General features: G+C 27.0%; 25 protein-coding genes. 20 read left to right on the forward strand and 5 right to left on the reverse strand.

What is annotated here, in order from left to right; genetic code table 11:
- The first annotated feature begins 335 nt into the window (after positions 1-335).
- A complete protein-coding gene (locus tag I4V51_RS07165) occupies positions 336-1,667 on the forward strand; it encodes an FAD-dependent oxidoreductase (protein ID WP_195987640.1) in 1,332 nt (443 codons plus the stop codon).
- Positions 1,668-1,774: 107 nt separating this feature from the next.
- On the forward strand, positions 1,775-3,073 hold the full coding sequence (locus I4V51_RS07170; protein WP_195987641.1) for a family 10 glycosylhydrolase: 1,299 nt from the start codon (positions 1,775-1,777) through the stop codon (positions 3,071-3,073).
- A gap of 208 nt (positions 3,074-3,281) precedes the next feature.
- Here the strand turns inward: I4V51_RS07170 and I4V51_RS07175 are convergent, their stop codons facing one another.
- Complete coding sequence (locus I4V51_RS07175) at positions 3,282-4,259, reverse strand: helix-turn-helix transcriptional regulator (protein WP_195987642.1); 978 nt, start codon at positions 4,257-4,259, stop codon at positions 3,282-3,284.
- 177 nt (positions 4,260-4,436) lie between these two features.
- Between I4V51_RS07175 and modA the strand changes: the two genes are divergently transcribed.
- From modA to I4V51_RS07205, 6 genes are all read left to right on the forward strand, one after another.
- Positions 4,437-5,234, forward strand: coding sequence for a molybdate ABC transporter substrate-binding protein (gene modA, locus I4V51_RS07180; protein ID WP_195987643.1), 798 nt, complete (start codon positions 4,437-4,439; stop codon positions 5,232-5,234).
- 140 nt (positions 5,235-5,374) lie between these two features.
- A complete protein-coding gene (gene modB / locus I4V51_RS07185; protein ID WP_195987644.1) occupies positions 5,375-6,052 on the forward strand; it encodes a molybdate ABC transporter permease subunit in 678 nt (225 codons plus the stop codon).
- Between the two features lie 2 nt (positions 6,053-6,054).
- Complete coding sequence (locus I4V51_RS07190; RefSeq protein WP_195987645.1) at positions 6,055-7,107, forward strand: ATP-binding cassette domain-containing protein; 1,053 nt, start codon at positions 6,055-6,057, stop codon at positions 7,105-7,107.
- Between the two features lie 153 nt (positions 7,108-7,260).
- Complete coding sequence (locus tag I4V51_RS07195) at positions 7,261-7,875, forward strand: HAD family phosphatase (protein WP_195987646.1); 615 nt, start codon at positions 7,261-7,263, stop codon at positions 7,873-7,875.
- A 13-nt stretch (positions 7,876-7,888) separates the two neighbouring features.
- Positions 7,889-8,515 carry a copper homeostasis protein CutC gene (locus I4V51_RS07200; protein ID WP_195987647.1) on the forward strand — a complete coding sequence of 209 codons (627 nt, stop codon included), beginning with the start codon at positions 7,889-7,891 and terminating at the stop codon, positions 8,513-8,515.
- A 39-nt stretch (positions 8,516-8,554) separates the two neighbouring features.
- The gene (locus tag I4V51_RS07205) at positions 8,555-9,322 is read left to right on the forward strand and encodes an alpha/beta fold hydrolase (RefSeq protein ID WP_195987648.1); all 768 of its coding nucleotides are present in this window, start codon (positions 8,555-8,557) and stop codon (positions 9,320-9,322) included.
- A gap of 112 nt (positions 9,323-9,434) precedes the next feature.
- Here the strand turns inward: I4V51_RS07205 and I4V51_RS07210 are convergent, their stop codons facing one another.
- Positions 9,435-9,866, reverse strand: a complete 432-nt coding sequence (locus I4V51_RS07210; RefSeq protein WP_195987649.1) for a GNAT family N-acetyltransferase — start codon at positions 9,864-9,866, stop codon at positions 9,435-9,437.
- Between the two features lie 190 nt (positions 9,867-10,056).
- Here I4V51_RS07210 and I4V51_RS07215 point away from each other — a divergent pair, with 190 nt between their 5' ends.
- From I4V51_RS07215 to I4V51_RS07255, 9 genes are all read left to right on the forward strand, one after another.
- Complete coding sequence (locus I4V51_RS07215; protein ID WP_195987650.1) at positions 10,057-11,538, forward strand: YjjI family glycine radical enzyme; 1,482 nt, start codon at positions 10,057-10,059, stop codon at positions 11,536-11,538.
- Positions 11,535-12,371: a YjjW family glycine radical enzyme activase gene (locus I4V51_RS07220; protein WP_195987673.1), complete on the forward strand. Its 837-nt coding sequence runs from the start codon at positions 11,535-11,537 to the stop codon at positions 12,369-12,371. Before I4V51_RS07215 ends, I4V51_RS07220 begins: the two co-directional genes overlap by 4 nt.
- 40 nt (positions 12,372-12,411) lie before the next feature.
- A complete protein-coding gene (locus I4V51_RS07225; protein ID WP_195987651.1) occupies positions 12,412-12,819 on the forward strand; it encodes a UDP-N-acetylglucosamine pyrophosphorylase in 408 nt (135 codons plus the stop codon).
- Positions 12,820-12,928: 109 nt separating this feature from the next.
- On the forward strand, positions 12,929-13,939 hold the full coding sequence (locus I4V51_RS07230; RefSeq protein ID WP_195987652.1) for a dipeptidase: 1,011 nt from the start codon (positions 12,929-12,931) through the stop codon (positions 13,937-13,939).
- A 40-nt stretch (positions 13,940-13,979) separates the two neighbouring features.
- Positions 13,980-14,942: a patatin-like phospholipase family protein gene (locus I4V51_RS07235; RefSeq protein WP_195987653.1), complete on the forward strand. Its 963-nt coding sequence runs from the start codon at positions 13,980-13,982 to the stop codon at positions 14,940-14,942.
- 88 nt (positions 14,943-15,030) lie between these two features.
- Complete coding sequence (locus I4V51_RS07240; protein WP_195987654.1) at positions 15,031-15,648, forward strand: hypothetical protein; 618 nt, start codon at positions 15,031-15,033, stop codon at positions 15,646-15,648.
- 27 nt (positions 15,649-15,675) lie between these two features.
- Positions 15,676-16,425 (forward strand): tRNA pseudouridine(38-40) synthase TruA, encoded by a 750-nt coding sequence (gene truA / locus I4V51_RS07245; protein WP_195987655.1) that lies wholly within the window; start codon positions 15,676-15,678, stop codon positions 16,423-16,425.
- A gap of 115 nt (positions 16,426-16,540) precedes the next feature.
- Positions 16,541-17,320 (forward strand): PHP-associated domain-containing protein, encoded by a 780-nt coding sequence (locus I4V51_RS07250; protein WP_195987656.1) that lies wholly within the window; start codon positions 16,541-16,543, stop codon positions 17,318-17,320.
- Between the two features lie 212 nt (positions 17,321-17,532).
- The gene (locus tag I4V51_RS07255; protein WP_195987657.1) at positions 17,533-18,411 is read left to right on the forward strand and encodes a tetratricopeptide repeat protein; all 879 of its coding nucleotides are present in this window, start codon (positions 17,533-17,535) and stop codon (positions 18,409-18,411) included.
- A 65-nt stretch (positions 18,412-18,476) separates the two neighbouring features.
- On the opposite strand, the gene I4V51_RS07260 is transcribed toward I4V51_RS07255, so the two are convergent.
- Positions 18,477-18,788, reverse strand: a complete 312-nt coding sequence (locus I4V51_RS07260; protein ID WP_195987658.1) for a DUF1540 domain-containing protein — start codon at positions 18,786-18,788, stop codon at positions 18,477-18,479.
- Positions 18,789-18,814: 26 nt separating this feature from the next.
- A complete protein-coding gene (locus tag I4V51_RS07265) occupies positions 18,815-19,357 on the reverse strand; it encodes an NADH peroxidase (protein ID WP_195987659.1) in 543 nt (180 codons plus the stop codon).
- A 174-nt stretch (positions 19,358-19,531) separates the two neighbouring features.
- On the opposite strand from I4V51_RS07265, the gene I4V51_RS07270 reads away from it, so the two are divergent.
- Positions 19,532-20,179: a pentapeptide repeat-containing protein gene (locus tag I4V51_RS07270; RefSeq protein ID WP_195987660.1), complete on the forward strand. Its 648-nt coding sequence runs from the start codon at positions 19,532-19,534 to the stop codon at positions 20,177-20,179.
- Positions 20,180-20,225: 46 nt separating this feature from the next.
- Here I4V51_RS07270 and ytaF read toward each other — a convergent pair whose 3' ends face one another.
- Positions 20,226-20,861 (reverse strand): sporulation membrane protein YtaF, encoded by a 636-nt coding sequence (gene ytaF / locus I4V51_RS07275; RefSeq protein ID WP_195987661.1) that lies wholly within the window; start codon positions 20,859-20,861, stop codon positions 20,226-20,228.
- A 213-nt stretch (positions 20,862-21,074) separates the two neighbouring features.
- On the opposite strand from ytaF, the gene I4V51_RS07280 reads away from it, so the two are divergent.
- Both I4V51_RS07280 and I4V51_RS07285 read left to right on the forward strand, forming a co-directional pair.
- Positions 21,075-21,779, forward strand: coding sequence for an ABC transporter ATP-binding protein (locus tag I4V51_RS07280; protein WP_279325444.1), 705 nt, complete (start codon positions 21,075-21,077; stop codon positions 21,777-21,779).
- 2 nt (positions 21,780-21,781) lie between these two features.
- Positions 21,782-25,024 (forward strand): ABC transporter permease, encoded by a 3,243-nt coding sequence (locus I4V51_RS07285; protein WP_207745916.1) that lies wholly within the window; start codon positions 21,782-21,784, stop codon positions 25,022-25,024.
- Positions 25,025-25,048 lie beyond the last annotated feature (24 nt).

Here is a 25,048-nt window from a genome sequence, read left to right on the forward strand (position 1 = left end):
AAGAAATAATTTAAAATAACCATTTTTATGCAAAAAGTTTGTTTAAAATTAATGAAAACGATATTAAATAAGAAAAATATGATGAAATATTAGTAAATAGAAAATAATTCTATAAATATTAAAGAATATAAATTGTGAAAAAACAAAGAATAAATTAAGCAATATATTAAAAAAATATTTATTTTCATATCATTGTTAAAAAATATACAAAAAAATCAAAAAAACTCTTTACTATTCCTGAGCGAAGTAGTATGATTTAATTAAGGAAAACAATTATTAATTAAAAACTGATATTAATAAATAAAATATCTATGTTCTTTTAGGAGGAATTTGTAATGAAAATAGTAGTAGTTGGATGTACACATGCAGGAACAGCTGCAGTAGTTAATTTAAAGGAACTTCACCCAGAAAGTGAAATTACAATATATGAAAAAAATGATAATCTATCATTCTTATCATGTGGAATAGCTTTAAATGTTGGAGGAGTAATCAAGGAAACTAAAAATCTTTTCTATAACTCACCAGAAAACCTTGCTAAAATGGGTGTAGTAACTAATATGAAACATGAAGTTTTAGATATAGATTTTGATAATAAAACTTTAAAAGTTAAAAATCTTTTAACAAATGAAGAGTTTGAAGATAACTATGATAAATTAGTTTTAACATTAGGGTCATGGCCAATAGTTCCAAAGTTTGAAGGTGGAGACCTAGAAAATATTTTATTATGTAAGAATCATGACCATGCAATTGAAATAATAGAAAAATCTAAAGAGGCTAAAAATGTAGTTATAATTGGAGCTGGATACATTGGTGTTGAACTTGTAGAAGCATTTGAAATGCAAGGTAAGAAAGTTACATTAATAGATGCAGAAGAAAGAATTATGGCGAAATATCTTGATAAAGAATTCACAGATATAGCTGAAAAAGAGTTTGCTGATAGAGGCGTAAACTTAGTTTTAGGTGAAAAAGTTTCTAAGTTTGAAGGTGAAAATGGAAAAGTAACAAAGGTTGTTACTAATAATGGAAGCTATGAAGGAGATTTAGTTGTATTATGTATTGGATTTGCTCCAAGTACTAAACTTGTTCAAGGTAAATTAGATACACTACCAAATGGAGCTATAATAATAGATGAATACATGAGAACTAGTAAAGAAGACGTATTTGCTGCTGGGGATTGTTGTGTAGTAACTTATAATCCAGCTCACGATACAAGATATATTCCACTTGCAACAAATGCAGTAAGAATGGGTACTTTAGTAGCTAGAAATATAGTAAAACCAACTCTTAAGTACATGGGAACTCAAGGTACTTCAGGAATTAAGATTTATGAAAAGTGTATAGCTTCAACAGGATTAACTGAAGATGTTGCAAAGGCTACTACTAAAATGAATGTTGGATCAGTATCATTAACTGATAACTACAGACCAGAATTTATGCCAACTTATGTGCCAGCTACTGTTAAGATAGTATTTGATAAAGATACTAGAAGAGTAATTGGAGGACAAATAGTTTCTGATATAGATTTAACTCAATTTATGAATACTTTATCAGTAGTTATTCAAAATGAAATGACAATAGAAGAATTAGCAATGACAGATTTCTTCTTCCAACCACACTTTAATAAACCATGGAGCATTTTAAATGCAGTTGCATTAAAAGCTTTATAATAGCTAAAAGGTAATCTATTTCTAGATTACCTTTTTTTCATTAAGTTTTTCAAATTTTTGTTATATTAGTAAAAGATTAATAGTAATATTGTAAAAGGAGGTGACAAATGAGAAGTAAGTGTATTCAGTTTATAGTAATGATTATAGCAATATTTCTAGTTACTGGTGTGGTGCTAAAAATAAAGATAGATAAAATCAATGATAACTCAAAAAATAATAATAAAAGTATAGATAGTAATGAAAGTGAAGGTGAAGAAATTATAGCTGATAAATTTTTAGAGGATGGTGAAATGAGAGGTGTATGGTTATCTACAGTAAGCAATTTAGATTGGCCTGAAATTAGTAGCTATAAAAATAGTAAAGTTCAGCAAGAAATGTTAAAAGAAAAATTTGATTTCATAGAAGAACAAAATATGAATACAATATTTTTTCAAGTTAGGCCAATGGGAGATGCATTTTATAAATCTAATTATGCACCATGGTCAAAATATTTAACGGGAGCTTTAGGAGAAAATCCAGGGTATGATCCTCTTGAATTGGCTATTGATGAAGCTCATAAAAGAGGATTAGAACTTCAAGCATGGTTTAACCCTTTTAGAATAGATAGTAATTCGGCAAATTTTAATATGGATAATTATATAAATGAGTTACCAGAAGAATCACCACTAAAAAATAATTCGAATTGGATAGTAAAATATAATAATTATCATTATCTTGATGTTGGAATACCAGAGGTTAGAGAATATGTAATAAACACAATTATAGAGGTTGTAAAAAATTATAATATTGATGGTGTTGTATTAGATGATTATTTTTATCCATATCCTTCAGGCGGAATAGAATTTCCAGATGATAATACATATGAAAAGTATGGTCAAGGATTTAATTCAAAGGAAGAATGGAGAAGAAATAATGTGAATTGCTTTATAAGTGAGTTATATAAAAAGATTAAAGAAACTAATACAGAAGTTAAGTTTGGCGTTAGTCCTTTTGGAATATGGAGAAATGGAGAATCATTAGGGGGAAGTAATACAAGTGGTTTAAGCAGCTATGATGATGTATATGTAGATTCAAGGAAATGGATTCAAGAAGGCTGGATTGATTATATTATTCCTCAAATATATTGGCAATTTGATTATGGTGCAGCGCCATATGCCACTCTCGTTGACTGGTGGGCTAAACAAGTTGAAAATACTAATGTTCAATTATATATTGGTCATGCAGCGTATAAAATAAATGATTCAACTTATGGTGAATCATGGCTTAATGAAAAGGAAGTAATAAATCAAATACGATATTCTAGGGGAAATTCAAATGTAAAAGGAAGTTGTTTCTTTAGATTAAAGACTTTAGAGGAAAATAGGATAGGATTTACAGGTGAATTGAGAGAGTTATATAAAAGGTAAATTTTATTTTTGTTTTAAAGTTAGTTTTATAAAAATTAATCACATTTCATCACAAATTGTAATTATAATCATATTAATATATTTCTAAACTTAAAAAGTAGAGGTATAAATATTTATATAGAGAAAAATAAAAAAGAAATAATATATTACAGAGAAAACTTTATTAATTCTGTAAATATATTATTTCTTTTTGATAAATTAAATTTCTTTAAGTGGTAGCCATGATTTTTCCAAGGTCTTTTAAATCATAGCCTCCAATACCGTATAGTTCATTTTTGAATTTTTCAGAGGATAATATAGAAAGTATATTCTGATAAATAGGATTATTTAAATCACTTTTCTTTATAATTAAATCATATCTTTCAGTTTGAAGTGGAATAAAATCTATAGTTTCAACTTGCATAGAAGCTTTTTTATTTCCCAGACCTACATTAGCATCACCGCGTCCCACTGTACTTGCAACAGCTAAGTGAGAATTTTCTTCATTATAATAACCATTTATAGAATTAGGATCAATATTAAGCAATCTAAGCTTTTCATCTAATAATACCCTTACACCACTACCTTTTTCCCTGTTAATAAATTTTATATTCTTATTAGTTAAATCCTCAAATGAGTTTATATTTAAGGGATTTCCTTTTGCAACATAAAATCCTTGTAATCTATATGCTAAATTTACAAGAATACAAGGAGTACCTGGTAATAGTCTTTTAACATAATCAAAATTATAACTATCATTATCACCATCCCAAAGATGACAGGAGGCTATAGAAACTCTATTATTATATAAATCATATAAACCGTTATAACTTCCCTTGTAAGAACGAAGGATAGTGTAGTCAGGTAAAATTTCTTCTATGTATCTTGCTAAAACATCTAATAAAATATCTTGACCAGAAATAATTATTTCAGAATTAGTTGGATTATTTAGTGAGATATTATTAGTAGTAATATTTGAAATATTATTATTTAATGAATTATTACTTATATTACGATTAATAGATGATATAGAGTTAGATTTTTGATTATTAATATATTCTTCAACATCATGCATATCTATCCTAATTTTTTTGCCGATTTTATAACTAGGTAATTCACCACGTTTAATAAGTTCATATACTGTATTTTTAGTTATTTTAAGTAACTCTGAAACTTCTAATGGAGTTAAAGAAGATTTTAAGTTCATAGTATCCCTCCTTAATATTAAGATAATTTTAACATTAAAAGAAAAGTAATTCTATATTTGAATTAAATAGATTGATATAAAAGGTATATTATGATAATATTTTATTGTATCAAACATAACAAAACGTGATAAAAAATAATAAAACATGATTAAAATATAGTGATGGGAGAGTGTGAAATGTTAAAAAAGACAAAATGGATATCAATGTTATTATGTTGTAGCTTATTAATGGTTGGATGTACTACAAAAAGTAATGATGATGTGACAAATGAAAAGAAGGAACCAGTAGAATTAAGTATTTCAGCGGCAGCAAGTTTAAAAGAAGTAATGGCTGACTTAGAAACAGAATATAAAAAGAGTAATGAAAATGTTACTTTAGTTGTAAATTATGGTTCATCAGGATCTCTTCAACAACAAATAGAGCAAGGAGCACCTTGTGATTTATTCATTTCAGCAGGACAAAAGCAAATGAAAGCTTTAAAAGATGGTGGGTTATTATTAGATGATACAACTAAAGATTTAGTAGAAAATTCTTTAGTACTTGTAGCAGCTAATGGAGTTGAAATTAATAGCTTTAATGATTTAAAGAGTGATAAAATTACTCATATAGCTGTTGGAGAGCCAGAAAGTGTACCAGCAGGTAAGTATGCAGATGAAGTTTTAACAAATACAGGAATAAAAGATAGTATTTCAAATAAATTAGTTTTTGCAAAAGATGTTAAAGAAGTTTTGGCGTGGGTTGCATCTGGTAATGCAGATGTAGGATTTGTATACTTAAGTGATGCATTAAGCAGTGATAGTGTATCTATCGTAGAAAATGTTGATGAAGTTAATAATCATTCACCAATTACTTATCCAGTATCAGTAATAAAGACTTCAAATAATATTGATGAAGCAAAGAAATTTGAAGATTTCTTATTTACTGATGAAGCACAAAAAATATTTGAAAAGTACGGATATAAAGTGAATTCTTAGTTTCAGGTGGAGTATAAGCTCCAATTGAAGATTAGAATTCTTTATCTAGGAGCGTGAGGCTGTTAACTCTATAGAGTTTTACAACCAATAGCTATAAGATAAGTCTGTAGAGTAATAAAAAGAAGGTAAGGTTATAAGTTATGGATTTTTCACCTTTATGGATATCGCTTAAAACAGCATTTCTTGCAATCATTATAACTTCAATAATAGGGATTTTTATATCTTATAAAATGGCTAATTATAAAGGAAGAGGTAGAGGATTCATTGATGGAATCTTCACTCTTCCTCTAATATTACCTCCTACTGTTATTGGATTTTTCTTATTACTAATTTGTGGTAAGAATGGATTTGTAGGAAAAATTTTCATGAGTTTTAATAAAAATATTATATTTAGCTGGAGTGCAACAGTTATAGCAGCAACTGTAGTTGCATTTCCAATGATGTATAGAACGTGTCGTTCTGCATTTGAACAAATAGATAAAAATATGATTTCAGCTGCAAGAACACTAGGATTAAGTGAAACTAAAATATTTTTTAAAATTGCAATTCCGCTTGCATGGCCAGGAATAATTGGTGGATTAGTACTAAGCTTTGCAAGAGCATTAGGAGAGTTTGGGGCAACATTAATGATAGCAGGAAATATACCAGGAAGAACTCAAACTATGCCAGTTGCAATATTCTTTGCTGTTGAGAGTGGAGATATGAATAAGGCTATGCTTTGGGTTTTAATTATAGTAGCAATTTCATTTATAATGATATTTTTATTAAATTACTGGTGTGATACTCAACAAAAGTTAATAGGTAATAGGGGGAGATAAAATTGAGTTTATTTATAGATATTAAAAAAGGGTTATCTTCCTTTAATTTAGATGTTTCAATGAAAAGTAAAGGCGGTATTATAGGGTTTTTAGGGGCATCAGGTTCAGGTAAAAGTATGACACTTAAATGTATTGCAGGGCTTGAAAAGGCTGATAAAGGTAAAATAATAATAAATGATAAAGTCCTTTTTGATTCAGAAAATAAAATAAATATAAAGACTAAAGATAGAAAAGTAGGATTTTTATTTCAAAATTATGCTTTATTTCCTCATATGACTATAAAAAATAATATTGAAATAGGATTAAATAAAACAAGTAAAGAAGAGAAAAATAAGTTGTCAGCTAATTATATTAAAAAATTTGGATTAGAAGGATTAGAAAATAGATATCCTTGGCAGCTTTCAGGTGGTCAACAGCAAAGAGTAGCTCTGGCAAGAGCTTTAATAACATCGCCAGATATATTGCTTCTTGATGAACCATTTTCAGCATTAGATAATCACTTAAGAGCTAATATGGAAAGAGAGCTTGTAGAAATATTGAAAGATTATGATGGAACAGTAGTGTTTGTAACTCATGATATAGCAGAAGCTTATAGAGTTTGTGATAAAATAATAGTTTTTGATAGTGGAAAAGCAAGTGAAATCAGAGAAAAGAGTATTTTGTTTGAAAAACCATTAAGTTTGGCAGAAGCTAAAATTACTGGATGCAAAAATATATCAAAGGCTAAAAGATTAAATAGTGATTACATATTAGCTGAAGAATGGAATTTAAAATTAAAAGTTTTAGATGATAGTGTAGATAGTAGATATATTGCTATAAGATCTCATAACATTAAATTGTTTAATGATAAAGAAGATGAAAGTGTGAACGTCTTTAATATGATTATTGAAAATATAGTTGAAAATCCTTTTGATTATACTTTATATATAAAAGAAGTTAATTCTTCTAATGTTAATTTAATTAATTTTACTATTTCAAAAGAGAAAATGAAGTTTAAAATTAATGATATAATAAAAGTAAGTTTCCAGGAAAAATATCTGTTTACTTTTAAGTAAAATTATTAAATGAAAAGTTTTAAAATAGCTTAGATATATTATATATATCTAAGTTTTTTTATAATAAAAAGTTCATAGTAGATTTTTAATTAGACTTATAGTTTGTATGCTATAATAAAAAATGTGAGAAGAGTAGAGGTTTGAGGTGATAAAATGTATAAGAATATTATTTTTGATTTAGGAAATGTAGTTTTAGAGTATAATCCTATAGCATATTTAAAGGATAAATTAAATGATGAAAAGTCCGAGAAAATTGCTTTAGAAAGTATTTTTAAAAGTGAAGAATGGACAATGTTAGATAGGGGTGTTATAACAGAAGAAGAGGCAATAGAACGAATAGTTAATAGAGATATAAATAATAAAGAGATTATTGAAATAGCATTCAAGGATTGGTATCTTATGTTAAATCCATTAAAGGATACAGTGGATCTTATAAATGAGCTTAAGAGTAATGGATATAAATTATATTATTTATCTAACTTCCATTCAAGGGCTTTTGAATATGTTACAAAAAATAATGAAATTTTTAAAACGTTTAATGGAGGTGTTGTTTCATTTAAGGAGAAACTACTAAAGCCAGAAAGAGATATTTATATAAAAATTTTAAATGATTATGATTTAAAAGCAGAAGAGTGTATTTTTATTGATGACGTTCTTGAAAATGTTCAGGGTGCAAATAAAGAAGGTATTAAGGGAATTCACTTTAAGAACATTAAAGAGTTAAGAGAAGAATTAAATACATGTGGTGTTTTAAATACAGAAGAGTAATGGAGGGAAAACTATGAGCATTTTATTAGAAGCTTGTGTTGGTTGTTATGAAGAGGCTAAAAGAGCAGAAATACAAGGAGCAGATAGAATAGAGTTATGTGATAATTTAGGAGAAGGTGGGACAACTCCTTCTTATGGAACTATACATTTAGCAAAGAAAAATATTAATATCCCTATTGCAGTAATAATAAGACCTAGAGGTGGGGATTTTGTTTATTCAAATGATGAATTTGAAATAATGAAAAAAGATATAAAGCTTTGTAAAGAAATAGGTGTTGAAACCGTTGTATTTGGTATATTAAATAAGGACAATACTATTGATATTGAAAGAACAAGAGAATTAGTAGAGCTATCAAATGGATTAAAGATTACCTTCCATATGGCTTTTGATGAAATAGATGATAAGATGGAAGCTTTAGAGCAACTTATTTCAATGGGCATTAATAGAGTATTGACTAAAGGTTCTAAAACATGTGCTGAAGATGGAAAGAATGTATTAAAAGAGCTTGTAGAAAAAAGTTCAGAAAGAATAACAATTTTAGTTGGTGGTGGAGTTACTTATAAGAATTATAAAGAACTTGCTAAAGATATAAAATGTGTTGAAATGCATGGAAGTAAAATTGTTGGAAGTTTAAAATAAATTAAACTCTTCCCATGTGGAAACCTAAAGGAGGTATTTATGGCATATTATTTTTCTAAAGATGGTTCGAAAATTTCATATAAAGTTTTTGGAAAAGGTCCGGCACTTTTATTAGTTCATGGAATGGGAAATCGTAAGGAATTATGGGAAAAAACAGGCTGGATAGACTTATTGAAAGATTTTTTCACTGTTATAACTATTGATATTAGGGGAAATGGGCAAAGTGATAAATCATATGAAGTTGATTTTTATGATTGTAATAAAATATTAGAGGATATAGATACTTTAATTACATTGTTAGGATTTTCAGAATTTAATTATTTTGGTCATTCTTATGGTGCAACTATTGGGCTACAGCTTTCTAAATATAATAAAAAAATCAATAGGTGTATTTGTGCAGGAACTACATTTGGAGATGAGTTTTTCAAAGTTGTTATCCCTGAGTGGATAAAAAAGTATGAAGCTTACGAAAAAATGAAGAAAAACAATATGTTTAATACAAATGAACTTTCAAATGAAGAGATTGATTGGATAAAAAGTACAGATTTGAATCTTAATATAGCTCAAATGAAGGCTTGGAGAAATTGGCCTGGAGTAGAAGTTGATGATGTTAAGTGTAAACTTGCAATTTATTCAGGAACCAATGATAATCCAAGTGTTTTAAAAAGTATTGAAGAAAATAAGAAGAATCTTAAGAAAAATAATATTAAGTATAAGATATTTAAGAACTTAAATCATACAGAATTAGTTAGTGAAATTAATATTGTTTATCAATTTGTCTTAGATTTTTTAATTAATATTAAATAGAAAATTAAATTGAATTTTGTAAAACTCAAAAGGCACCTGTTATTATTGAAATAAACACAAAAGAGCAACAATATTGTTGCTCTTAAATAAACTCATAGATTTGTGAAAATAATTACTTATTTTCACAAAGCATCTTTTTAAAGAATATCTCTCCAACACCATCATCATTAATTCCACATAACATACCACATTCAACAAATCCCATTTTTAAATGCCATTTTTGAGGTCTTAGTGCATCAGTCATTGTTGAACTTAGAAGAGTATCTTGTCCATTGTTTCTTAAGTATTCTTCTAAGAACGTTAACATAGATTTTCCTATTCCAGAAGCTCTAAAGTCATTTTTAATAACTATATAGCTTATAAATGGAAGATGAGTCCATATGTATTCAATTTTTAAACAACCAATAACTTCATTATTACTTTCAGCAACAATAACTTCCTTCATAGAAATTTTATTTTTGATTGTATCGATGTTTTTATGTAAGTCTAACTCAACACAACTGTCTAAATCTTTAATTTCTGCAAATCTAATTTTTAAATCCATATTCAATCCCTGCCTTAAATTATAATATTTACCACTAAATAATTATAAAATATATTTATAGAATTTAAAAGCTAAATAAAAAAGTTAATATAAAAGTTACATTAATAATCTATATTAATGTAATAATGGAACATAAGTATTTATTATGATATACTCTAAGAATACAAAAGATAACTTATGAGGTGATACTATGAATGGAGTAGAAAAGATAATTAAGGATGTTACCTTAACATATGAGCAAAAGGTATTATCATTAGCAAGATATGCAGAAAATAGTGTAAAGGTATTAAATATATCTGAAGCTACAGAAAAGCTAAGAGAAGAAGGTATTATATGTGATTTATTTGAAGGAAATGTTCCTTATAGACCTAGATACATATTACCTGATTACGAAAAATTTATGAAGGAAGGCTGTAAGTTCTTAGAACTGTCTCCTGCAACAAATATATGGGAAGCTACAACTAATTTATTAATTATGTACAAGCATGTTCCTTCAATAACATCAATGCCAGTTTATATTGGTAATATAGATTATTTATTAGAATCTTTTATAGTAGATGAAGAAGAAGCAAAACTTGCAATAAGACTATTCTTAACTCAATTAGATAGAACTATAACAGATTCTTTCTGCCATGCTAATTTAGGACCAAAACCAACTAAGGCAGCTAAAATTATATTAGAAGTTGAAAGAGAGCTAGAAAATGCAATTCCGAATCTTACTTTAAAATATAATGAAGAAACTCCTGATGATTTAGCAATAGAAGCAATTAAGACAGCTTTAATTACTGCAAAACCAAGCTTTGCTAATGATAAAATGTTTACTAATGATTTAGGAAACTATGGAATAGCAAGTTGCTATAATGGACTGCATGTTGGGGGAGGAGCACATACTTTAGTAAGAATGAGATTATCTAAGGTTGCAGAAACAGCAGATAGTATAGAAGATTTCTTTGATAACAAGCTTCCACATGCAATGAGATGTATGGCAGAATATATTAATGAAAGAATTAGATACATAGTAGAAGAAAGTACTTTCTTTCAAACTAATTTCTTAGTTAAAGAAGGTTTTATTAATAAAAATAGATTTACATCGATGTTTGGATTAGTGGGTTTAGCTGAATGTGTAAATATATTACTTAAGGCTGAAACTTTAGAAGAAAAGTTTGGACATTCACAAGTTGCTGATGATCTAGGTGTTAGAATAATGGACTTTATGGAGGAATTCATTAATAATTTTGAAAGTAAGCATTGTAAAGTTACAAATGAAAGATTATTACTTCATGCACAAGTTGGTATTGGAGATGATATAAATATTAGTCCAGGTTCAAGAATTCCAATAGGAGAAGAACCAGAATTATGGAAACATTTAAAACAAACTGCAAGATTCCATAAATACTTTCCATCAGGTGTTGGAGATATATTCCCATTTGAAATAAATGCAATGAATAATCCAGAGTTTATTTTAAATATAATTCAAGGTGCATTTAAAGAAGGTATGAGATATTTCTCTCTTTATTCTTCAGATGCTGACGTAATTAGAATAACAGGATATTTAGTTAAGAAAAGTGAAATTGAAAAATTAAATAGAGGAGAAGCAACTCTTCAAGATACAGTTGTTCTAGGGCAAGGTCAAGTTAATAACGGAAAAGTTCTTGAAAGAATGGTAAGATAATGGTTGGTTATATTAATAAGATAATACCATTTAGTTCAGTTGATGGACCAGGGAATAGAACTGCAATTTTTCTTCAAGGCTGTAACTTTAATTGTATTTATTGTCATAATCCAGAAACTATAAATATATGTAGTAATTGTGGATTATGTAAAGCTAAATGTCCAACAAAAGCTATAGATATTATAGATGGTTTAGTTACATGGAATAAAGATAAATGCTGTAATTGTGATGAATGTATTAAAAGCTGCCCAAATAGCAGTAGTCCTAAAATACAAAGGCTTACTGCAGATGAGGTAATAAATGAAATAGTAAATTACAGACCATTTATTCAAGGGATAACAGTATCAGGTGGAGAATGTACATTACAAGAAAAATTTATAATAGAACTATTTGCTAAAGCAAAAGAGATAGGATTAACTTGTTTTATTGATAGCAATGGATCAAAAAACTTTAGTGAAATGAAGGAATTGTTAGAGCTCTGTGATGGAGTTATGTTAGATGTAAAATGCTTTGAAAATAATAACCATAAAAAGTATATTAACTTTAATAATTCAAATGTATTAAATAATTTAGAGTTTTTGGCGTCTATTAATAAGTTGTATGAGGTAAGAACAGTAGTTGTTCCTGAGATATTTAATAATGAAGAAACAGTAAGAGAAGTTTCTAAAGTAATTTGTAAGTATAATTCAAACATTAGATATAAGATTATTTCTTTTAGAAGATATGGTGTAAGAAAAGGATTTAGTCATTTAAAAAGTCCAGAAAGTGAATATATTCAAGAACTAAAGGATATATCTAAACAAATGGGTTGCAATAATATAATAATTGTGTAGTATAATAGATATATATAATTATAGAAAAGGAACAATTATTATGATACACGAATTAACAGTATATAAATTAGGCAAATTATTAAAAGAACTTTCTAATGAGTATAATATAAACTTATTAGTTAAAAGAAAATTAAGCGGTGGATTTATTACTATAACAGGTGAAGTTGATGTAGAATATTTCCCAACAGAACAAAAGACTATAAAAGGTAACAACATAATTGGCTTAAAAGTTAAAAATAGCACTGGAGAAGCTGATTTAAAAATTACAGGAATTAAGGATTCATTATTTAAAGTTGAAGTTGCTCCATCTAGATTAAAGGAAGTTAATATTGGTGGATTATCTATGGATAAAATTAAAGAAAGTAAAGAAGAATGTAAAGTTAGAGTAGATGAAGATTTAATTTTTACAGTTCCTGCACCTTATGAAATAGTTGAAAAATTAATATAATACCTTATGGTTAGTTTAGTATTAGTGGCAGGCCTAGCTTGCCACTTTTTTGTTATTATTCCATTTGTGATATAATTAAAGTTAATAAATATTTAGGAGGGTAACTTTTATGAGAGTTGCTGATATGCATTGTGATACAATTGGAGCTATTTATGAAAATAAACTTTTAGGAAATGTTTATAATTTAAAAGATAATAATCTTCATATTGATATAAAGAAAATGAAGAAGGCTGATTATTTTCTTCAAAATTTTGCAATGTTTATAGATATTAAAAAATATAAAAATCCTTATAAGACATTAAATGAAATGATAGATATTTATTATGAGGAACTTAGTAAAAATAAGGAATATATAGAGCCAGTTTATAATTATAAGGATATATTAAATTGTGAAAGAGATGGTAAAATAGCAGCTTTATTAACAATAGAAGATTCAGGTGCATTAGAATGTAAGATTGAGAGATTAAAAGAAGTTTATGATAGAGGAGTTAGACTTATAACTTTAACATGGAATTATCCTAATGGAGTAGGTTATCCAAATATTAAACTTAAGGTGGATGAAAATGGGAAGGTATTAGAAAAGCCAGACTTAAGTATTATGAATAGTGAAAATGGATTAACAAAGTTTGGGATAGAGTTAGTTAAAAGTATGGAGAATATGGGTATAATAGTAGATGTTTCACATTTATCAGATGGTGGTTTTTATGATGTTCTAAAATATACAAAGAAGCCTTTTGTAGCAAGTCATAGTAATGCTAGAAGTATTTCTAATGTTGCAAGAAATTTAAGTGATGAGATGATAAAAAAACTTTCAGAGAGAGGTGGATTAACAGGAATAAACTTTTGTTCAAATTTTATTCAGCCAACACCTTATAAAGAACCAACATTTACTTATATAGATGATATTGTAAAGCATATAAAACATATAAAAAATGTTGGTGGTATAAATTCAATTGCATTAGGCAGTGATTTTGATGGAATATCAAGCACATTAGAGCTTGTAGATGGATCATATATGCAATTATTAGCAGAAGCATTATTAAAAAATAAATTTACTTATGAAGAGGTTGAAAAAATATTTTATAAGAATTTATTAAATTTATATAAGGAGCTATTATAAGATTGATGAATTCTTTGAATATTGAAAGGCGTGAGACTTTATGATTGATATTCATAATTTATTTGATTTAAATATTGGATTAGTTCTTGCTGGGGGAGGAGCTAAAGGTGCTTATGAAGCTGGTGTATTTAAGGCTCTTTGGGAGCTTGATATAATAAGAAGAGTAAATGTAGTATCAGGGGTATCTATAGGAGCAATTAATGGATTAATGCTTTCTATGAATAATGGAAATGTTATGGATAAAAGCTGGTCTGATATTAGCTATTCTAGGTTTATTAATAATGAAAATAGAGTAAGAGATATAAAAATAAGTCAGTTTATAAAAAAAGCTAAAAGTGGAGAGAAAGAAATAAAGATAGCAGAGCTATTTAAGAGAAATGATATAGGATTATTATCTCAAAGTGGAATAAGAAGTTTTATTAAAGATTATGTAGATTTTGATATTATTAGAGAAAATAATAAAATACTTTATGCTTGTGCTTATAATATTGATTTACAAAGGCCAGAATATTTTAAATTAAGTGATTATAGCAATGAAGAAGCTTTAGATATATGTATAGCCTCTTGTGCGGTACCATATTTATTTAAGCCAATTACAATAAAAAATTATAAGTATGCAGATGGCGGAATTAACAACCCTCAATATAAGGTTCAAAATGCAGATAATGTACCTATAGAGCCATTAAAAAAATATAATTGTGATATTATAATAGTTGTACATTTATCTTATAAGCAACCAATAAATAGAGAGGGATTTGAAAATTCTAATATTATAGAAATATATCCTTCAACACAATTAGAGTTAATAGATGGTATTGGAACATTGAATATAAGACAAAGTGTACTAAATCAGCATATAGAGTTAGGATATAGAGATGCTTTAACAGTACTTTCACCAATGATTATAGATATGCTAAAAGGAAAGCCAATAGATAAATTAATTAAAAAACATGAAGAATATAATGAAGAATTATTAAATAGAAATAGACATTCTTTAATTTAAATTTTAATATTGATATGATAGCTTTTAAATAACATCATATCAATATTTTATAAATATAAAATATTAAAATAAAGGTAGGAAACAAAGGATGGAAGAAAATAATTTAGAACTTAATTTAAATAATCTAAATGCAAAAGAAATTTTGGAAAATGTATTTGGGAAGGAGTTAAACTCTAAGAAAAGTATTTTAGAAGTTATAGAGATAATAAAACCATTAGCTAAAGAAACTTTAGATGCTGATAAGATTCAAGAAGTATACACTATAATTTATAAGAGTATAGAAGAGATGAATACTCTAGTAAAAGCTAACACTATTATGTATTTAAAAAACCAGTTAAAAGGTGCTATTGGAAAATATGTTGAAAATAAGGATCCTAAAGAAATGAACTATTTCTTAGAATTTTTTAAGGAAGCTTACCCACCTAATAATAGAAGAGTTGGATATACAAGGGTGATAAATGATTTTAGCAAAATTACTAATGAACAAATTTGGGAAACATTAACGTATATAAATAGAGTTGTTATTAAGACAAAAAGAAGATTAGGTGAAGAGGAAAAGCAAGATATTATTAAGAATATTAATGTTTTACTTAAATCTGGAAAAATTGAATACATAAATCAAGTTAAGAGTTTAGAAAAATTATTAGTTGCATTAAATGTTAAAGTTGTTAGTTATAAAGAAGGGTTTAAACTTAAAAATAGATAAAAATATATAAGAAAAGAGAGATGAATCATGAGAAATATAAGGATGACAATACAATACGATGGATCAAGATATAAAGGATGGCAAAAACAAAATATAAAAGGAACTAGTGTTTCAACTATACAAGATAAAATTGAAAAAGTATTATCTAAAATGACAGGAGAAGAAATACAAGTTATTGGTTGTGGAAGAACTGATACTGGAGTTCATGCTGATAATTATACAGCAAACTTTAAAACTAATAGTGAAAAAAAGCTTCCAGAAATGTCTAAATATTTACATGAGTTTTTACCAGAAGATATTTCAGTAACAGCTTTAAGAGAAGTTAGTGATAGATTTCATTCAAGATTAAATGTAATATCTAAAACTTATGTATACACTATTGATAATAATAAGTTTGCAAATGTATTTTTAAAAAAATATGCTTATCATGTTGAGGGAAAATTAAATATAGAAAAAATGAGAGAAGCAAGTAAATACTTAATAGGAACTCATGATTTTAAGAGCTTTAGTGGAGTAAAAGATAAGTCTAAGAAATCAACAGTAAGAACTATAAACTACATAGATATAACAGAAAGCAATAATATTATTAAAATTGAGTATAATGGTAATGGATTCTTATTAAATATGGTTAGAATCTTAAGTGGAACATTAATAAAGGTTGCAAAAGGTGAAATAGAACCTATAAAAGTAAAAGAATTACTAGAGGATAAAAATAGAAGTGATTTAGCGGAAAAAGCTCCAGCAAAAGGGCTTTGTATGAAAGAAGTAAAATATTAAAAAAAATTTTTTTCTGCAATTAACATAAAAGATGTACTCTTAATATACTAATAAATATAAGGTATTTAAAGTGCCTTTAATAATATTAGGAATAAATTGAGGGTGTGAAAAATAGATGAATATGGATTTTCATGTCCATGGATTACTAAGTAAAAGAAAAGATTTTAATAAAGAGTTTTTTATGAACGAAATATATTTTGCAAAAAGTAATGGTCTAAATGGTATAATTCTTTGTGAACATTTTAATGCGAAAGATTTTCTTAATATTTATGATTTTTTAGAAAAAAATTTTACTTATGAAGGAGATAGATATATTGTTGATGATATATCAGTGTTTCCTGCAATGGAAGTTAGTATTAAAAATAAAGGCCATGTAATTTTAACTGGGGATAGAGATGGAATAATTAATCTCTATGATGTATTAATGGAATTTAGAGAGAAAGATAACTTAATAGAATTAGAAGAGTTATTAGATCAAGCTGATATTTTTAATTTATTAAAGATTGGAGCACATCCCTGTAGAAGAGGACATAAATTATGTAATCAACCTCATGAATTATTAAAAAGATTAGATGCCTTAGACTTAAATGGAAAAGATATATTTAAAAAAGGTGAGAGTGTAGCAAGAGATGAAGTAATCAATTTATCTCAAGAGTTAGGACTTAATATTATAACAGGTAGTGATAGTCATACTCCATTACAATTAGGTGGAATATATACAAGATTAAACAAAGAGTGTTCAACTGTAAAGGAAATAAAAGATTGTATCATAAAAGGAGAATATACAATTGAGATAAAGGATGAATTAAACTTTAAAATATTTTCTTCTAAAATATTAAAACGTTATTTATTAAAATCTCAAACATACGATAAAACTACAGATTTTAAAATTTAAATTATATATTTCAGAGCTATCTTTTAGTATAATGTATTAAAAGATAGCTTTAAGTGATGCTCCAAATTTTAATTTGGTTAGCAGAACTTACACCTACAACTGAAGTGAGTAGTGTGTTTCATATTGATGCTATAAATTTTAAAGGTACAAGTTAATTATATAAATTTATGGCAAGAATAATAATAAAATATTTTAGATAAGGAAGATAGAAAATGGAGAATATAGAAGAAATATTTAACGAAATATTAGTGTATGATGTCCAGGAAGCACTAAAATATAGTAGTGATGGATTTAAAAAAAGTGGAAATCCAGAATATTTAATTTATACAGCTCATGGATATTTAGTTCAAGGCTTTTATGAAGATGCAATAGCGGCTGTAGATTTAGCCTTTGAGTTAGGATGCGATTACTTTGTATATGGATATAACGTTAAAGGAGAAGCATTACTTAATTTAGGACTTTATGCAGAAAGTAGAAGATGTTTTGAAAGAGTTACAAAAGAAGAGCCAGAACAATATTTAGCAAATACTTTTTTAATTGAACTTGACATAAGAGAAAGTTTATATGAAGATGCAATTAATAAGTGTGTTGATTATATGGAAAACTTTGAGTGTGATAATAAGCAGTTATCAGATTTAAAATGTATTATTGGATGGACATATTTAGTAAATTTAAACAATCCAGAAATAGCTAAAGAAGCATTTATAGAATCTATAGAAGCTAATGAAAACTGTGGAAGATCATACACTGGTTTAGGAGTATATGAGGCTAATTATAAAAGGTTCGAAGAAGCAATTGAATATTTCAATAAAGCAATAGAAATAAATGAAGATGATGGAGAAAATTATTTTGGAATAGCAATTTGTAATAAGGAACTTAATAATTTTGATGTAGTAGAAGAATATTTAGTTAAAGCAAATGCATTAGAACCAGAGGATAATAGAATAATTGAAGAATATGCTTTTGAATTATTGAGACAAGAAAGAAATAAAGATGCAATTGAGTATTTTAAAGAAGTTTTAAGAGAAAATCCTAATAATATAGAAATTAAGAATTTAATTTTAGAATTAGAGAAAATTGAAGAAATTTAATGTACATATTAAATGGCAAATAGATTTAAATTAAATCTATTTGCCATAAAATTTATATATGAATATTATTTTTCATAACTTTCACAACAAGTTTCAGTATATATGTTAGCACGAGAGCCTGAAACATTTATAGATGAAAGAGTACAATTACAATTTTCATTATGTGTACATTCAGTTGCTTTACATACTAAGCAGTCACAAGAACCACTACTATTAGTGTTATTTGTTAAATCGCTATAGTGTCTTCTATCTAAAAATGACCCACAACAAGTATCGTTATCAGTACAAGATGTGTTACCTATATCAACACGATTAGAATAACATACACCTTCTTTATTATGAGAACAATTATTTACATCACAATTAATTTTTTGCATTTATAAATCTCCTTTCAAAAATAGAATTAGCTAAAATATCTATCTAATAATCCCTTAAAGGCTCTTCCATGTCTAGCTTCATCTTTACACATTTCATGAACTGTATCATGAATAGCATCTAAATTATGTTGTTTAGCTAAAGTTGCAAGTTTTTTCTTTCCATCACATGCACCAAATTCAGCTTCAACTCTTGCACTTAAATTAGCTTTACTACTTGCAGTAACTACTTCACCTAAAATTTCAGCAAATTTACTAGCATGATCAGCTTCTTCATAAGCAATTCTCTTATAAGCTTCAGCTATTTCAGGATATCCTTCACGATCAGCTACACGAGACATAGCTAAGTACATACCAACTTCAGTACATTCACCATTAAAGTTAGCTCTTAATCCCTCAATAATTTCTGGATCTATGCCATCACATATGCCTATTCTATGTTCATCAGCCCATTGCAATTCGCCACTCATTTCTTCGAATTTGCTAGCTGGAGCTTTACAGATTGGACATACTTCTGGTGGAGCATCTCCTTCATGTACATAACCGCATACTGTACAAATAAATTTTTTCATCGATATAACCTCCTACACAATTTATATTTAAAGTAATAATTACCTTTTATAGTATTACTCACAAAAAAATAAATATTCTAAGAATAATTATTGTAGAAAAAGCAAATAATGTTTGACTTTTATTCAGAATATATATAACATAAAAAGATAACATAGGTGCAAAAGGAGATACATATGGCAAAAGACAAGAGCGGAAGTGAAAATTTTCACTACAATAATATAGAGAAAAAAGACAAAAATTTTATGTACAAAAACTTTAAAAGAAGTAACTGTTATAATTGTAATTTTTCAAATTCAAATTTTAATTTTGCAACTTTTAGAGGAGCACATTTTAAAACTTGTAGTTTCATGAAAGGGACTTTTGAAGGAACTGAATTTATTGGAACTAATTTAAAAAATAGTAAGTTTAAAAATGCAAAGTTCAAAAATGCTATTTTTGAAGGAGCAAATTTAGATGGGGCAGATTTTAAAGATGCAACATTTGAAAATACTATATTTTTAGGGTGTAAATTAGAAAAAGCAAGAAATTTTAATTCAGAAGGTAATGGTGTAAGAATATTTGATTGTATGCCAGAAATAAGCATAAGCACAGAATTAGAAGAAGCATTAAATAATTTAATGGAAAATAAATTTGTTAAAGATTCTAGAATTTTTGATACTAAAGATGGTAATATTAATACTTTAACATTAATGATACTTAATGAAAACTTTAGTGAAGAAGAATTAATTAAAGGATTTAATGAGATAAAATCTCAAATAGATAGAGATTTTTATACTATTAGCTACATTATAAGACTTATTAAGAAAGTAATAGCAGAATAAATATAAATATGCTCCTCAAGTAGATTAAAATGAGGAGCATATTTTTTTATAGCAACTGGAATATTCCCATAGCTATAATTATTATAGCTGATATTAAATCAGAATATTTGCCAAAAATTTCAGATAAGAAGCTGTTACCAATCTTAAGACCTACTATTAATATTAGTATACTAAATAAAAATGTAAAAAGTGTAGTAAGAGGAATACTAATTCCAGACATACTTGCACCAAGTCCTAAAGCAAAATTATTTATGCTAAGTGCTAATGCTAGTGAAATAGCCTCCTTAAGTTCAATATTACCTGAACCGTCTGCATCAGCAGTTTTATTATGAGTTAATATATCATCATAATGTAATGATTCAATAATATCATTATTTTCTTTAGCTGAAGTTAGTTTACTTCTCTTTAAATTTCTTTGTTCTTTACAAAAATCAAGGGTCATAAATAAACCAATAACAATTAAAAGAATTGCACCAATATAGTTACAAATATATATTGGGATAAATTGGCTTAAAATAGCACCTAAAACCATTGAAAGGAAGGTGCCTAAAGTAACAATTAATGCAATTATTATATTAATAGAAAACTTAATCTTTATTTTCTTTATTCCATAAGCAATTCCAATTATTAAGCTGTCTAAACTTGCAGAAAAGGCTAATAAAATAGACGCAAAAATATGCATATGCCGCTCCTTATATATTTATTATACTAATTATTATATTCAAAGCTAAAAAGTTCGTTACTTAGACAAAAAATGATAAACAAGGTTAACGAAACATGTAAAATTAAAATAATGTATGAACAAAGATTAAAAAAATTTTATATTTATTGTAGGGATAAATTAAGTAGTGTATACTGATGAGATATAAGAGGCACTAATGGAGGAGATACATAGTTGAAAAAATATATAGAGTTTAGAGATGTTAAGAAAAAATATAAGATGGGTGAAGTAGAAATTGATGCTTTAGGAGGCGTTGATTTTTCTGTAAATAAAGGAGAGTTTGTCATAATTGCTGGGGCAAGTGGTGCTGGTAAAAGTACTATTTTAAATATTTTAGGTGGAATGGATACGGTATCATCAGGAAAAGTTATTGTAGATAATAATGAGATAAGTAACTATTCTCAAAAAGATCTAATAACATATAGAAGATATGATATAGGATTCGTATTTCAATTTTATAATTTAGTTCAAAATCTTACTGCAAGGGAAAATGTTGAATTAGCAACACAAATATCTAAAAAGCCATTAGATATTGATAAAGTTTTAGATTCTGTAGGATTAAAAGATAGAAAAAATAACTTTCCATCTCAGCTATCAGGTGGAGAACAGCAGAGAGTGGCAATAGCAAGGGCAATAGCAAAGAATCCTAAGTTATTACTATGTGATGAACCAACAGGGGCATTAGATTATAATACAGGTAAAGCAATATTAAAATTACTTCAAGATACTTGTAGAAAAGAAGGAGTTACAGTAATAATAATTACACATAATTTAGCTTTAACACCTATGGGAGATAAGGTTATTGAAGTTAAAAATGGTAAGATACAAAAAATTAATTTAAATGAAAATCCAGTTCCAGTGGAAAGGATTGAATGGTAATTATGAAAAATACATTATGGAAAGACATATTTAGAGATATAAATAAATCAAAGGGAAGATTCTTTTCAATTGCATCAATTATTGCATTAGGGGTAATGCTTTTTACAGGTGTTAAGGTTGCACCAACTGATATGAAAGCAACAGCAGATAAGTATTATGATGATTACAACTTAATGGATTTAAGATTAATATCGACTTTAGGATTAACTGATGAGGATGTAATAGATATAAAGAGTATATCTGGAGTTGAAGGTGTTGAGCCAGCAAAGAGTTTAGATGTCGTATCAAAATTTGGTTCAGATGAATTTGTAATTAGAATGCACAGTCTTCCAAATGAGGATGTAAATAATAATAATGATAATTATATAAATAGATTAAATATTATTGATGGAAGAATGCCAGAAAAGCAGGGAGAATGTGTTATTGGAAGATTGAATTTTGGAGGCTTAGATATAAAAATAGGAGATAAGCTTACAGTTAATTCAGGTACCAATAATAATATAAATGATAGTCTTGAAACTAATGAGTATAAGGTTGTAGGTATAGTAGAAACTCCGTATTATTTAAGTGATCATATAGGAAGTAGCAGTATTGGAAGTGGTAGTGCAAAACTATATATGTTTGTAAATGAAGATAACTTTAAAAGTGAAGTATATACTGATATTTATGTAACTGTTAAAAACACTAAAGAGTTAAATTCTTATGATGATAAATATTTTAATGTAGTAGATAAAGTTTCAGATTCTATAGAAAATATGTCAGATGTTATAGTAAATAGAAGATATAATGAAATTAAAAATGCAGCAAATGAAGAGTTGCTTAAAGGAAAAAAAGAATATGAAACAAAGAAAAGTGAAGTTGAAGCTAAGTTAGCGGATGCGGAAAATGAAATCGAAAGTTCAAAGAAAAAACTTGCTGAAGGTGAGCAAGAACTTAATAATAAAAAAGCAGAAATGGAAAGTACAATAAAATCAGCTAAAGAGCAATTAATTGTAGCAGAAAATGAATTACACCAAAAAGAAGATGAATTAAATCAGGGTATAGAAAAATTTAATGCTGCTAAAGTAATAGCTAAACAGGAATTTGAAAAAGCAGACAAGACTATTACTGATACACAAAAATATATAGATGCTTTAATAAGTCAAAAATCAGCTTTAGAAGAAAGTTTAAATGATGAGAATTTAACTGAAGAAGATAAGGCTGGTATTAAAACCCAAATAACTACATTAGATGTAATAATAAATGAAAGTACTGATAAGCTTAATGCTGGAAAAGTAGAGCTTCAAAATAAAAAGAATGAATTAGAAACTCAAGAAAATAACTTAAACTCAGCTAAAATTCAAATACAAGAAGGTAGAAATAAGCTTAATCAGTCTAAGAAGGATTTAGAAAGTTCTAAAAAAGAAGGAAATGCGCAAATTGAAGCAGCACTTCAGGAAATTGTAAATGGAAAAGAACAGTTAGCAGAAGGTGAAAAAGAGCTAGAAGAAAATAAGAAAAAGGCAGCAGAAGAACTTTCAAAAGCAGAAGAAGATATAAAAGAAGCTGAAAATGAAATCGCAAAAATTGAAAAGCCAGAGCTTTATGTCTTAGATAGAAAATCACATTACTCTTATGTGGATTATGAAAATAATGCTAAAAGTATTGATAAGTTATCAAATGTTTTCCCAGTATTTTTCTTTATAGTAGCTGCACTAGTTTGTTTAACAACAATGACTAGGATGGTAGATGAACAGAGAGTAAATATAGGAACTCTAAAAGCCTTAGGATATGATAAAGGAAGTATAGCTAAGAAATTTATTGTTTATGCGTTATTTGCAAGTTTAATAGGATGTATAGTTGGAGTTTCATTAGGATTTACAATATTACCAACTATAATATTTGAAGCATACGGAATAATGTATATTCTTCCTAAGATGAAGTATGTATTAGATATTCCATTAGCGATAATAGTTTTTGCAGTAGCAATAGGTGTAACTACAATATCAGCTTATACTGCTTGTAGAATAGAACTTATAGAAGTACCATCAATGTTAATGAGACCTAAAGCTCCAAAAGAAGGAAAACGAATCTTATTAGAAAGAATACCTTTTATATGGAATAGATTTAATTTTACGGGAAAAGTAACTGTAAGAAATATTTTTAGATATAAAAAGAGATTTTTAATGACGGTTATTGGGATTGCTGGAAGTACAGCTTTACTACTTACAGGTTTTGGTTTAAAAGATTCTATAAAAACTATTGTAAATAAGCAATATGGAGAGCTAACAAAATATGAGATATCTGCAAATTTAGAAGGAAATATAACTAAAGAACAAGAAAAGGCAGTATCAGATTATTTAACTAATAATACAAATATAGAAGACTTCACTTTTATAAGAACAGAGAGTGGAGAAGCAATATTTAATGATGTAACTAAAGATGTTAGCTTTATAGTTACGGATCAAGGAAAAAACTTTGATGAATTTGAACATTTACAAGATAGAAAAAGTAAAGAAACGATTTATTTGCCTACTAATGGAATTGCTATAACAGAAAAACTTGCAAAATTATTAAATATTAAAGTTGGCGATGAAATAGAGATTAAAGATAATAATGATAATAAAGCAGAGGCAAAGGTTATTGAAATAGTTGAACATTATATAAATCATTATATCTATATTGATTCTAATTATTATAATTCTATATTTAATAGAACTGCTAAGGAAAATAGTATATTTATTAAATTGGTAAATGAGGATATAGCTGATCAGATATCAAATGATTTAATAAATATGGAGGGAATAGCAGGCATAGTAAGTAATAATTCTATAAAGACAAGTTTTTCAGATACAATTAAATCTTTAGATTTAGTAGTAATAGTAATGATATTATGTGCAGGAGCATTATCATTTATAGTTTTATATAATCTTACAAATGTTAATATTTCAGAACGTATAAGAGAAATAGCAACAATTAAGGTATTAGGATTTTATGATAAGGAAGTTTCAGCATATATATTTAGGGAAAATATATTATTAACAGTTATAGGAACCCTTGCAGGATTGCTTTTAGGTGTAGCCTTCCATAGATTTATAATGGTAACTGTTGAAATGGAATACGTTATGTTTGGAAGACAAATAGATAGTGTGAGCTTTATTATGGCTACTGGATTAACTATAATTTTCTCATTATTAGTAAACTGGGTTATGTACTATAAGCTTAAAAAAGTAGAAATGGTTGAATCTTTAAAATCAGTAGATTAATAAAGTATAATAAAGAGTTGTATT

This window comes from Clostridium sp. D53t1_180928_C8, from assembly GCF_015667795.1.
Taxonomy (GTDB): Bacteria; Bacillota; Clostridia; order Clostridiales; family Clostridiaceae; genus Clostridium.

Bases quoted from the DNA above. Each gene is read 5' to 3' on its own strand.
- I4V51_RS07210 (WP_195987649.1), bottom strand. From the start codon at position 9,866: ATGGATTTAAAAATTAGATTTGCAGAAATTAAAGATTTAGACAGTTGT.
- ytaF (WP_195987661.1), bottom strand. From the start codon at position 20,861: ATGCATATTTTTGCGTCTATTTTATTAGCCTTTTCTGCAAGTTTAGAC.
- I4V51_RS07195 (WP_195987646.1), top strand. From the start codon at position 7,261: ATGTATAAGAATATTATTTTTGATTTAGGAAATGTAGTTTTAGAGTAT.
- I4V51_RS07250 (WP_195987656.1), top strand. From the start codon at position 16,541: ATGAATATGGATTTTCATGTCCATGGATTACTAAGTAAAAGAAAAGAT.
- I4V51_RS07260 (WP_195987658.1), bottom strand. From the start codon at position 18,788: ATGCAAAAAATTAATTGTGATGTAAATAATTGTTCTCATAATAAAGAA.
- I4V51_RS07265 (WP_195987659.1), bottom strand. From the start codon at position 19,357: ATGAAAAAATTTATTTGTACAGTATGCGGTTATGTACATGAAGGAGAT.
- I4V51_RS07200 (WP_195987647.1), top strand. From the start codon at position 7,889: ATGAGCATTTTATTAGAAGCTTGTGTTGGTTGTTATGAAGAGGCTAAA.
- I4V51_RS07270 (WP_195987660.1), top strand. From the start codon at position 19,532: ATGGCAAAAGACAAGAGCGGAAGTGAAAATTTTCACTACAATAATATA.
- I4V51_RS07255 (WP_195987657.1), top strand. From the start codon at position 17,533: ATGGAGAATATAGAAGAAATATTTAACGAAATATTAGTGTATGATGTC.
- I4V51_RS07165 (WP_195987640.1), top strand. From the start codon at position 336: ATGAAAATAGTAGTAGTTGGATGTACACATGCAGGAACAGCTGCAGTA.
- I4V51_RS07240 (WP_195987654.1), top strand. From the start codon at position 15,031: ATGGAAGAAAATAATTTAGAACTTAATTTAAATAATCTAAATGCAAAA.
- I4V51_RS07175 (WP_195987642.1), bottom strand. From the start codon at position 4,259: ATGAACTTAAAATCTTCTTTAACTCCATTAGAAGTTTCAGAGTTACTT.
- I4V51_RS07170 (WP_195987641.1), top strand. From the start codon at position 1,775: ATGAGAAGTAAGTGTATTCAGTTTATAGTAATGATTATAGCAATATTT.
- modA (WP_195987643.1), top strand. From the start codon at position 4,437: ATGTTAAAAAAGACAAAATGGATATCAATGTTATTATGTTGTAGCTTA.
- modB (WP_195987644.1), top strand. From the start codon at position 5,375: ATGGATTTTTCACCTTTATGGATATCGCTTAAAACAGCATTTCTTGCA.
- I4V51_RS07205 (WP_195987648.1), top strand. From the start codon at position 8,555: ATGGCATATTATTTTTCTAAAGATGGTTCGAAAATTTCATATAAAGTT.
- I4V51_RS07235 (WP_195987653.1), top strand. From the start codon at position 13,980: ATGATTGATATTCATAATTTATTTGATTTAAATATTGGATTAGTTCTT.
- I4V51_RS07230 (WP_195987652.1), top strand. From the start codon at position 12,929: ATGAGAGTTGCTGATATGCATTGTGATACAATTGGAGCTATTTATGAA.
- I4V51_RS07285 (WP_207745916.1), top strand. From the start codon at position 21,782: ATGAAAAATACATTATGGAAAGACATATTTAGAGATATAAATAAATCA.
- truA (WP_195987655.1), top strand. From the start codon at position 15,676: ATGAGAAATATAAGGATGACAATACAATACGATGGATCAAGATATAAA.
- I4V51_RS07225 (WP_195987651.1), top strand. From the start codon at position 12,412: ATGATACACGAATTAACAGTATATAAATTAGGCAAATTATTAAAAGAA.
- I4V51_RS07215 (WP_195987650.1), top strand. From the start codon at position 10,057: ATGAATGGAGTAGAAAAGATAATTAAGGATGTTACCTTAACATATGAG.